Raw genomic sequence first — 7,393 nt, 5'->3', positions numbered from 1 at the left:
GGGTTCGCCGGTGCGGCCCGAAGGTGTGTGACGGTCGGCGCGGGCGCTAGACGCCGTCGTGCTCGACCCTGCGGTGGCGCACCAGCCAGCCGTCGCCGTGCGGCACCAGTTCGTCCTCGCACACCGCGCTCAGGTGCAGCCTGGCCGGCCCTCCGGCCGGGGTGACCAGGACCTGTGCGTAGCAGCGGGTGCTCAGGGAGCCGTCGGGCCCGGGCACCACGGTGAGCATGGAGAACACATGCCGCCGCTGCTCCGGTGTGTCCGCCGTCCGCTCCAGGTTGCGGCGTACGGCCGCGGCCACGGCGTCCCGGCCGCGCAGGGGCTCGGGGGCGATGTTCTGCGCGAAGACGCCGTCCTCGGTGAACGTCCGGGCCCACTCCTCGGCCCGCCGCTCGTCGAGGAGCCGCATCTGCCGGGCGTAGAACTGCTGCACGGCGACATACGTCCCGGCGGGGACCGGCTCGGCGCCGCGCAGCCGCTCGGCGTGGTCGGCCGCGCACCGCAGCGTCGTGAGGCTGTTGCGGCCGAGCGCCTCGCGGATCATGGTGCGGGCGGCGGCCACGTCCGCCGTCGGACCGAGGACGCTCGTCACGGCGGCCGGCTCGATCCGCACGGTGTGCCGGGAGGTGACGGTGCAGCCCTTGTCGTCCTCCTCGAAGATCCACTCGCCGGTGTGGGCTGCCATCAGCGCGGGTGTCCGGATCTGCTTGTAGACGATCCGCTCGGCGGGGAAGCAGACGCGCACCGAACGGGTGGTGTGGGTCGCGCCGTCGGCGGTCAGCGTGTCCATCTCCAGGATCTGCTCGTTCGGGGTGTCCTCGGTGAGGACGACCCGGGCGACGTGCGGCAGCCGCTCCGTCCAGCGGTCGGCCGCGCGGACGAACTCGTACGCGTCCTTCGCCGAGCCCTCGACGCGCACGCTGTCGTCGAACGTGAAGGTGAGCTCCGGGTCCGCGTCCTCCACACCCCGGCGCAGGGCCTCGAGTTCGGAGTCGGTATTGGTGTCGATGGCCCGGCGGATCCACTCGACGTGCTCGGGGGCGTCGTCCACGGCGGTGAACGCGTGGGTGAACCGCACCCGGGTCCCCCGGTCGCCGAGCGGCTGCAGCAGCCACTCGCCGCTCATGCTCCGCACCGGCGTCCGCGACTCCTCCTGCCGGAACGTCACCCGTAATCCGGCCCGGTCCAGTTCGCGGCGCGAGGTCCAGCTCTTGACCTCGTCGTTGGCCGTCGCCCAGATCCTCAGCCGCTCCTGCCGGTCGTCGCCCTCCAGGCGCTCGACGTGCACGCTCGGCGGGAAGTGCACCGGCCAGCGGGAAGCCTCGGCGACCAGGTCGAACACGGCCTCCGCCGGGGCCCGCACCTCGATCTCGTGGACGGTGGTGTGCTCGGTCTCGTCCGACATGGCTCTCCTCAGTAGTTTCCCAGCCCGCCGCAGACGTTGATCGCCTGCGCGGTGACGGATGAGGCCGCGTCGGTCAGCAGGTAGCCGACCATGCCCGCCACCTCGTCGGGCGTGGTGTAGCGGCCGAGCGGGATCTTGGCCTGGAACCGGTCGAGCACCTCCTCCTCGGTGGTCTCCCAGGCGGCGGCGTAGCCCTGCCGGACCCGCACCGCCATGGGCGTCTCCACATAGCCGGGGCACACCGCGTTGACCGTGATCCCGGACTTGGCCAGTTCCAGCCCCAGGGCCTTGGTGAAGCCGACGACCCCGTGCTTGGAGGCGGAGTAGGGGGCGCCCAGCACCACGCCCTGCTTGCCGCCGGTGGAGGCGATGTTCACGACCCGGCCCCAGCCGCCCTCGCGCATGCGGCCGGTGGTCAGAACGGCCCGGGTGACGCGGAAGACGCTGTCCAGGTTGGTGGCCATCACGTCGTCCCACAGCTCGTCGGCGATGGTGTGCGTCGGGCCGCCGCCGCTGCGGCCGGCGTTGTTGACGAGCACCTCGACGGGCCCGTAGCGCTCCACCGCGGCGGACATCAGCGCCTCGATCTCCGCCACCTCCCGTACGTCGCAGGCGGCGCCGTCCACGTCGTGGCCCTCGGCGCGCAGCTCCTTGACCGTGAGCGCGAGCCGGTCGGCGTCCCGGGCGCAGAGGAACACGCGGTGGCCGACGGCGGCCAGGGACCGTGTGACGGAGAGGCCGATCCCGCTGGTGGCACCGGTGACGACGGCGACCCTGCTGGTTGGTGTGAACCTCGAGGACATCGTCCGATCAGCCCTTTCGCGTGCAGAACTCGGTGATGGACTCGACGACGTAGTCGAGCATTTCTTTGGTGAGCCCCGGATAGACGCCGATCCAGAAGGTGTCCTCCGTGACGGTGTCGCAGTTGACCAGCTCGTCCACGATCCGGTAGCGCACGTCCTCGTAGGCGGGATGGCGGGTGATGTTCCCGCCGAACAGCCGGCGGGTGCCGATCCTGCGGCCCTCCAGGAAGTCGACCAGGTCCCTGCGGGTGTAGCCCGCGTCGGGCAGCACGGTCAGGGCGAAGCCGAACCAGCTCGGGTCGCTGCCCGGGGTGGCCCTCGGCAGCAGCAGTCCGGGCACATCGGCCAGGCCGTCGCGCAGTCGCTGCCAGTTGTGCCGCCGGGCCGCGCCGAAGTCGTCGACCTTCCTCAACTGGCTGAGTGCCAGGGCGCCTTGGAGGTCGGTGGCCTTCAGGTTGTAGCCGACGTGGGAGAAGATGTACTTGTGGTCGTAGCCGGCCGGGAGGGTGCCGAGCTGGTAGTCGAACCGCTTCAGGCAGGTGTTGTCCGTGCCCGGTTCGCACCAGCAGTCCCGGCCCCAGTCGCGCATCGACTCGACGATCCGGGCCAGTTCCAGACTCGACGTGAGGACGCAGCCGCCCTCACCGGCGGTGATGTGGTGGGCGGGGTAGAAGCTCACCGTCGACAGGTCGCCGAAGGTGCCGGTGAGCCTGCCCTGGTAGGTGGAGCCGACGGCGTCGCAGTTGTCCTCGATGAGGAACAGATCGTGCCGGCGGGCCAGTTCCGCGACCTCGGCGACGGGGAACGGGTTGCCCAAGGCGTGCGCGATCATGATGAGCCTGGTGCGCGGGGAGATCGCCGCCTCGATCTGGGCCAGGGAGGCGTTGTAGGTGCCTAGTTCCACGTCCACGAAGACCGGTGTCAGGCCGTTCTGGACGAGCGGGTTGATCGTGGTCGGGAAGCCGGCGCCCACCGTGATGGCCTCGTCGCCGGGGCGCAGCCGCAGGTCCTTCAGCTTCGGTGAGGTGAGCGCGCTGACCGCCAGCAGGTTGGCCGATGATCCCGAGTTCACCATGTGGGCCTTGCGCAGCCGGAAGTAGCGGGCGAACTCGCTCTCGAACTTCCGGGTGCGCACCCCGGCGGCGATCCGCATCTCCAGCGCCGCCTCGACCAGGGCGTTCCGGTCCTCCTCGTCGAGGACCGCACCCGAGGACAGGATCGGCGTGACCCCGGGTTCGAACCCGCGCGGTTCCTGTTCCTTGTGGTACTTGCGCGCCAGTTCCAGCACCAGCGCCTTGGTGTCCGTCACGTCTGGATCCCTCACCCTCGGTCGTGGACTGAGCCGTTCGTGCCGTGCTCGGCGACCAGGCGTTCCAGCACCGGAACGACCTCGTTGGGGCTGGGCACGGCGAGCAGTTCCTCCTGGAGCCGACGGGCGCCCTGCGCGAACGACGGCTCACTGACCAGCCGCTGGACCTGCTTGCGCAGGACGTCCGGAAGCAGGTCGCCGCTCGGCACGCACAGGCCGGCGCCGATGTCCTCGAGTCCGCGCCCCATGACCTCGGTGTCCCAGCCGAAGGCCAGGATCAGCTGGGGAACGGCGTGCAGTTCGGCCGTCGCCTTGGTGCCGACACCGCCGTGGTGCACGATCGCGTCGCACGTGGGCAGCAGGTCGTTGAGCGGGACGAAGTCGACCAGGCGCACATTGTCCGGCAGGTCCTGGGCGGCCTCGCGGGTCGCCTCGTCGACGGTCGCGACGATCTCCGCGTCCAGCTCCGCGAGATGGGCCAGGAGCTCGGCCATGTCGACGCCGACGTCTGAGGCCGAGGAGCCGAGCGTCACACAGACACGGCTGCGCCCGGGGTCGGCCCGCAGCCAGTCCGGCACCACCGCGGGGCCGTTGTACGGCACGTGACGCACCCGCACGGTCGGCAGCTTGAGGTCGAGCTGGGTGCTGGGCGGTGTGGTGTTGACCGTCCACTGCCCGGTGACCATGTCCTCGTCGAACCCGGCGTCGCATCCCAGCCGCCGCAGCGTGCGCTCCAGCCACTCCGCGGTGGGGTCCTCGCGGTGCTCCGGCTCCTGCTCGGCGGCCAGCCGCAAGAACTCCTTGCGGGCCCGCACGCTGATGTCGGGGCCCGAGACCAGCCGGCAGTGCGCCGCGCCCGTCACCCGGGCCGCGATGGCCCCGGCGAGGGTGAAGGTCTCCCAGACGACGAGGTCGGGCTGCCAGGAGCGGGCGAAGTCCACGAGGGCGTCGACCATGGTGTCGTTGTTGAGGGCGCCGTAGAGCGTGGGCACCATGATGTTCTCCAGTGCCAGCAACTGCTCATAGTCCCAGGGGTGTTCGCCCCGGGCGGCGTAGTCGAAGCCCTGGACATGGGCCGAGGCCTCGTCGTGGAGCTTTCCGAGCAGCCCGAGGTCCTCCAGGGCGCCGAGCGACCACTCCACGGGGACGGCGGTCAGTCCCGTACCGGTGATGACGTCGGTCAGCTCGGGCTGGCTGGCGATCCGCACCTCGTGGCCGGCGGTGCGCAGCGCCCACGCGAGCGGTACGAGCGGGTAGTAGTGGGTGTGGTGGGCCAGTGAGGTGAACAGAACCCTCATCGCGTCTCCTCCTCGCCGAGTCGGGCCGGCAGCCTGACCAGGCGCCGGGTCAGGGGCGCCCGGCGCACACGCACCGGCTCGCCGTCCGGCCGCGGCAGCGGGACCCGCGCGGCCAGCGCCACCAGCGCGTGCCCGGCGAGCGCCCGCGCGGCCGGGAGCAGGGCGGCGCAGGCGGCCACGGGAAGGGGGGTGGGGGTGGGGGCGCCGGTGGTGCCGGCGGGATCAGCGGTCCTTGTGGTGCCGGTGGCCCCTGCGGCCCCCGTGACGCCGGAAACCCCGCCGACTTCGATGGTGCCCGCGACCCCGGCGGCCCCCGTGACGCCGGAAACCCCGCCGACTTCGGTGACGCCGGGGGTCCCGCCGATCCCGGCCGTGCCGCTGGTCCCGGCGGCCCCGGCGATCCCGGAGGGTACGGCGGTCGTGGTCGTGATGGCGGTGACGATGTCGCCCGCCTCGATTCGGGTGCCGGCCACCTCCGTCGGGGCAAGGGCCACCAAGGGGCAGGCCCGCCACGGCGGCCGGTGGCGCAGGGCCTCCTCGACCAGCCGGGCCGCGTGCGCGGGGTCCGAGCGCAGCGGCTCCCACTCACCGGGCCGGTCGAGGAGCCTGCGCAGCGCGTCGCCGAGCAGGTCCGCCGCGGCCCGGGCCCCGGCCACCGCGAGCACCAGGTCCGCCTCCGCGTGAGCGCGCCCGGCGAAGAGTTCCCGCAGTCCGCGTACGCCCGCCGCCAGCCGCCGCGTCGTGTCCTGCGTCTGCGGGCAGAGCAGCGCGTCCACGGCCGGGGCCGCCGCGGCGAGATCGGCGGCGAACGCCGCGCGCCGCTCCTCGGGGACGTCCAGGAGCACGGCGAACCCGGCCGCGATCAGCGGTTCGGCGAAGTCCGCCACCAGGTCGACCGGGCCCGGTCCGAGCCGGGCCGCGGCCTGTCCGGCCAGCTCCCGCAGTGCTCCGGCCCGCTTCCCCACGGCCCTCGTCCCGCCCCGCCGCGCCAGGTCCCGGGCGAGTTCCGTCGTGCGCTGCCGCTCCGGTTCGGGCAGCCATGCCTCCGCCTGCGGCACCGCCGCGGACACCGCCGGTTCCGCGCCGGCGGACAGCTCCCGCAGCGCCTCGGGGCCGGTGACGACCCAGGTGTCGAGCCGGCTGCGCCACACCGGCCCCCGCTCCGCGATCGCCGCGAGGGTCCCGCCCGCGTCGTCCGTCCCGTCCGTGCCGTCCTCGCCGATCTCGAATCCCCGTACCAGCCGGGCGTACGGGTCACCCGCCCCCGGTACGAACGGCTCCGCGTTGATCGCGTAGAGCCACTGTGCCGCGTGGACGAGTTGCAGTTCGCGCCCCAGGGCATTCGTCGCCGCCGTCACCCCGCCACCTCCGTCATCCGATTACCTCGGCAAGGTACGGGGCCGTATTAGAAGAACACTCGAACTGCCGTTTTCCGTATCCACCGTTCCTCAAGCAGTGCTTGATCTCCCGGTCGTACGGTGGGGAACCCACTGGACTCCCGCAAGGTGATGAGGATCCCTATGCCAGAGCACCGTCAGCAACGGGCGCTCCGAATGGGCGTGATCGGAACGGCGAACATCGCGATACGCCGGATCATGCCCGTGCTCGCCGCGCATGACCACGTCGACCTCGTGGCTGTGGCCAGCCGGGACAAGGACCGGGCCGAGCGGGTGGGGGCCGTTTTCGGCTGCCGTGGCGTGGGCGATTACGAGGCACTCGTCGAGCGGGACGACCTTGACGCCGTCTATATTCCGCTGCCGCCCGGCATGCATCACGAGTGGGCGCTGCGGGCTTTGCGTTCGGGAAAGCACGTGCTGGTCGAGAAACCGATGTCGGACACGTACGAGAAAACTCTCGAGCTGATGTCGACCGCTGCGGAACTCGGACTCGTGCTCGCCGAGAACTTCATGTTCCTGCACCATTCCCAGCACGCGGCGGTACGCGCGATGCTCGACGAGTCCGTGGGGGAACTGCGCCTCTTCTCGGGCTCGTTCGCGGTGCCGCCGCTGGCGCCGGACTCGTTCCGGTACCAGCCGGCCCTGGGCGGGGGCGCGCTGCTCGACGTCGGGGTCTACCCCCTGCGGGCGGCCCAGCTGTACCTCACCGGGGAACTCGACGTCCTCGGGGCGTGTCTGCGCGTCGACGAGGCGACCGGGGCCGATGTGGCGGGCAGTGTGCTGCTGAGCGACGACCGGGGGGTGACGGCCCAGCTGGACTTCGGCTTCGAGCACTCCTACCGGTCGACCTACGCGCTGTGGGGCAACCGGGGCCGGGTGAGCGTCCGGCGCGCGTTCACGCCGCCCGAGCAGCTCAGGCCGGTGGTCAGGATCGAGCAGCAGGACGTGACGACGGAGCGCTCACTGCCCGAGGACAACCAGGTCTTCAACGCGATGGACGCCTTCGTCCGAGCGGCCCTCACGAACACCGGCCCCTTGGCCGACACCTCAGCGATCCAACGCCAGGCCCTGCTCCTCGACCGAGTCCGCCGAGCGGCCCGTCTCATAGGCGACCCGAAGTCCCGCCCACATGACGTCGTGACGCAGGAATCCGGCTTGGGCTGACGCCCTGCTTGTGCTTT

The 7,393-nt window shown here is 71.8% G+C and carries 6 protein-coding genes; 1 reads left to right on the top strand and 5 read right to left on the bottom strand.

Annotated features, from left to right (window positions below):
• Positions 1-46: 46 nt before the first annotated feature.
• The 5 genes from ACWIF2_RS23215 to ACWIF2_RS23195 are packed head-to-tail and all read right to left on the bottom strand — an operon-like array spanning position 47 to position 6,173.
• Positions 47-1,405: a nuclear transport factor 2 family protein gene (locus tag ACWIF2_RS23215; protein ID WP_454362549.1), complete on the bottom strand. Its 1,359-nt coding sequence runs from the start codon at positions 1,403-1,405 to the stop codon at positions 47-49.
• An 8-nt stretch (positions 1,406-1,413) separates the two neighbouring features.
• Positions 1,414-2,208 carry an SDR family NAD(P)-dependent oxidoreductase gene (locus tag ACWIF2_RS23210; RefSeq protein ID WP_454362548.1) on the bottom strand — a complete coding sequence of 265 codons (795 nt, stop codon included), beginning with the start codon at positions 2,206-2,208 and terminating at the stop codon, positions 1,414-1,416.
• Positions 2,209-2,215: 7 nt separating this feature from the next.
• Positions 2,216-3,517: a lipopolysaccharide biosynthesis protein RfbH gene (gene rfbH, locus ACWIF2_RS23205; RefSeq protein ID WP_454362547.1), complete on the bottom strand. Its 1,302-nt coding sequence runs from the start codon at positions 3,515-3,517 to the stop codon at positions 2,216-2,218.
• Positions 3,518-3,528: 11 nt separating this feature from the next.
• Positions 3,529-4,815 carry an activator-dependent family glycosyltransferase gene (locus ACWIF2_RS23200; protein WP_454362546.1) on the bottom strand — a complete coding sequence of 429 codons (1,287 nt, stop codon included), beginning with the start codon at positions 4,813-4,815 and terminating at the stop codon, positions 3,529-3,531.
• Positions 4,812-6,173 (bottom strand): hypothetical protein, encoded by a 1,362-nt coding sequence (locus ACWIF2_RS23195; RefSeq protein WP_454362545.1) that lies wholly within the window; start codon positions 6,171-6,173, stop codon positions 4,812-4,814. The genes ACWIF2_RS23200 and ACWIF2_RS23195 overlap by 4 nt, the downstream gene beginning before the upstream one ends.
• A gap of 162 nt (positions 6,174-6,335) precedes the next feature.
• Here ACWIF2_RS23195 and ACWIF2_RS23190 point away from each other — a divergent pair, with 162 nt between their 5' ends.
• Positions 6,336-7,376: a Gfo/Idh/MocA family protein gene (locus tag ACWIF2_RS23190; protein WP_454362544.1), complete on the top strand. Its 1,041-nt coding sequence runs from the start codon at positions 6,336-6,338 to the stop codon at positions 7,374-7,376.
• Positions 7,377-7,393 lie beyond the last annotated feature (17 nt).

It is taken from the genome of Streptomyces sp. NPDC055506, assembly GCF_053643595.1.
The sequence above is the reverse complement of the archived record's forward strand: the minus strand, read 5'-3'. Positions and strand labels throughout refer to the sequence as shown.